Source organism: Bullifex sp. (assembly GCF_034103065.1).
Taxonomy (GTDB): Bacteria; Spirochaetota; Spirochaetia; order Sphaerochaetales; family Sphaerochaetaceae; genus Bullifex.
In genome coordinates this window covers 1-2,822 of record NZ_JAXEGN010000090.1, presented here as the reverse complement: position 1 = coordinate 2,822, position 2,822 = coordinate 1, and the positions used below count along the sequence as shown (strand labels likewise).

General features: G+C 31.3%; 4 protein-coding genes. 2 read left to right on the top strand and 2 right to left on the bottom strand.

The window, feature by feature from the left end; genetic code table 11:
- Positions 1–50: 50 nt before the first annotated feature.
- Positions 51–959 (top strand): hypothetical protein, encoded by a 909-nt coding sequence (locus SOY52_RS03765; RefSeq protein WP_320847649.1) that lies wholly within the window; start codon positions 51–53, stop codon positions 957–959.
- Positions 960–1,348: 389 nt separating this feature from the next.
- Here the strand turns inward: SOY52_RS03765 and SOY52_RS03760 are convergent, their stop codons facing one another.
- Complete coding sequence (locus SOY52_RS03760) at positions 1,349–1,843, bottom strand: hypothetical protein (RefSeq protein ID WP_320847648.1); 495 nt, start codon at positions 1,841–1,843, stop codon at positions 1,349–1,351.
- Between the two features lie 58 nt (positions 1,844–1,901).
- Positions 1,902–2,186: a TRL domain-containing protein gene (locus SOY52_RS03755; RefSeq protein ID WP_320847647.1), complete on the bottom strand. Its 285-nt coding sequence runs from the start codon at positions 2,184–2,186 to the stop codon at positions 1,902–1,904.
- A 255-nt stretch (positions 2,187–2,441) separates the two neighbouring features.
- Between SOY52_RS03755 and SOY52_RS03750 the strand changes: the two genes are divergently transcribed.
- Positions 2,442–2,822: DUF134 domain-containing protein (locus SOY52_RS03750; protein WP_320847646.1), on the top strand; the 381-nt coding region annotated here is incomplete at its 3' end.

Genomic DNA, 2,822 nt, shown 5'->3' with positions numbered 1-2,822 from the left:
AAACCATGTAATAAACTTTATCGCTTTTTATAGTAATGGGAGGTTATAGGATGAAATCAAGGTATAATATAGTTTCAAAATTCTTGCTTTTTATGAATCTTTTTATTGGTCTTGGTGCAGTATATGGATCAACTATGATGTTTTTAGCTCCTGATGGACATCTATTGAAAATGGAAACACTTCTTCCTTATTTTAAAGCCCTACCACTTCATGAATACCTTTACCAAGATTATATATTTCCTGGTATTGCACTATTACTCATTAATGGAATTCCAAATTTAATTTCATCATTTTTTATTATTAAAAAGAAAGAAGCTGGAAATATTATTAGTATGATATCTGGAGTTTTATTAAACCTCTGGATTGTAATACAGCTTGTAATATTTCCTTCAAACTTCCTCTCAAATTCATACTTCATTTTTAGCTTTATACAGTTCTTCTTAGCTTATATGGCCTTTGTATTCTATAGACAAGAGCACATGACTTTTAATGAAAGTAATTCCAAAAACATAAATAGAGATTTAAGTAAAGCAGTGGTATATTTCTCACGACTTGGATACACAAAGCTCCTTGCCTATGAGGAAGCAAATAGACTGGGTGCAACACTAATTGAAGTAAAAACAAAGGAAAGAACAGAAGGTACTCTTGGATTTTGGTGGTGTGGGCGCTTTGCCATTCATCATTGGCCAATGAAAATAGAGCCAATTGATTTATCTCTCTATGATAGCGTCACAATATGTACTCCAATTTGGGTTTTTAGGATATCAGCACCAATTAGAGCACTGTGTATAAATAATAAAGGTAAAGTCAAAAATGTTTCTTACATCATTAACCACTTTAACCCTCTATTATATAAAAATGCTGCTAAAGAAATGGATGAGTTACTATCTACAAAGCATATCAATGCTATTAGTGTGACAAGTAGAATTGGCAAAACTCGAAAAACATATTTGATGTAGCTAATTTTCAGTTTTAAGACACACAATTACTAATATTGATACATGAAAATTCAAAATCACAGGCTTTCATCTTAATAAAAAAAGTTTTACCTACAATTAATTAGTGTCCTTCTTAGCTACCTACCATACTAACTTCTAGGATGGCAATAAAATCTGGTGTGTTATATTGTATTATTGAAAGAGTTAGTTTAACTAGATTTTTTAACATACACAAATTAATAAAGAAATCCTGGTATACCATAAAACATAACCTGTCTCTGATAAACCCAAACGTCCAAGAGACAGGCCTAGAAATAGTTCTTGGCCCTATATTACTATAAGACAAAAGAATACGTTAGAATTATTAATAATAAAGATTCTACAATAAGTACTAATCGTTGTTAATAATGTCAAAGCAAGTTAAGACTTAGTTCTCTAAGGGCTTTTGAAAGCTTTGATACATTAAGTGGAATTACCTTGTCTTTAATGTATAGCGAAGCTGATACAAACTCTGCATTTTCACACATTTTCTTCATCGACTCTGCAGGTAAAACTGAAGTGAAACGTGCTTCCTGTGTCTTTCCACCTGCACTTTCAATAAACATCATTACAGGATTAAGAACATTAATGGTTTCTCCATTAACGTCAAATACAAGTGCTGCTGATTTAATGTTAGGCTCATTTCCTGCAGGGAAGAATACTGAATAGTTAACTACTACATCCCCACTGATTTTAAAATCATCACAAGGAATGTTCATATCCGTCTTTACTTTATAATTTCCATCAAGGATAACAGGTTTAATAAAAAGACGAGGGCCTTCCTGTGTAGAAAAAGACATTACATTAGATGTTGTACAAGAAATTAATAAAGTAAACAAAAATAATGAAATTAATATTTTTTTCATATGCATTTAAAAGAACAACCTCTTTATAAAGAGGCTGTTCATTTGCTCCATCTGAGACTTACTTACCTGTTACTACTGTGGAAACATCAGTCCAAAGAACGTACCAAGTCTCCTTAACATCAACTGTTGAGATCTCAGTAATATTACCGTCCTTAGCAGCCTTCTGAATACCGTGGTTTGCATTGAATGTAAGTGGTATAAAACCAAAGAGATATGTTGCAGACGCATGTCCTACTTTCTCTCCAACAGGATTTGAAGTAGCAGCAAGAGGACTAACTGTTGTACAGCTCATTAATGACATCAAAACAACAAGAGCAACTAAAATTGAAATGATTTTTTTCATTTTTCCCTCCATTAACAACAAGGTACACAATAATTATTTAATATTCAATAAAAATAAAAATGAAATTATAAAATAAAAGTTTATGGTTAAGAAAAGTATGAAGACGAAGTGACTTTGATTTTTATTTATAACGCATAGGTAATATAGCTAATGTAAAATACAAACTCAAAACAAAAGATAACAAAATACAGATTGACACTTAATAATAATATTTACTATCCTATTACTGGCATATGCCAATAATAGGAGTTTTTAATGTCACGTCCGTGTAAATGTAGGTTAGTTTCAATTCTTCCGGATAACTATATTTTCACACCAACAGAATCAAAAAATAATAATTTTGTAACTCTTACTCTTGATGAATTTGAAACAATAAATCTATTAGACTACCAAGGACTTGATCAAGAAGAGTGTGCTAAACGTATGGGAATATCAAGGTCTTCTGTACAAGCAATTTATATGAGTGCTCGAAAAAAACTCTCTATAGCTATCGTCGAAGCAAGAAAACTAATTATATCAGGCGGGAATATAATAACCCTTGATCAAACAGAAAAATATAAACTCAATACTAAAGGAGATAGTACAATGAGAATTGCAGTAACTTATGAAGATGGACAAATCTTTCAGCACTTTGGA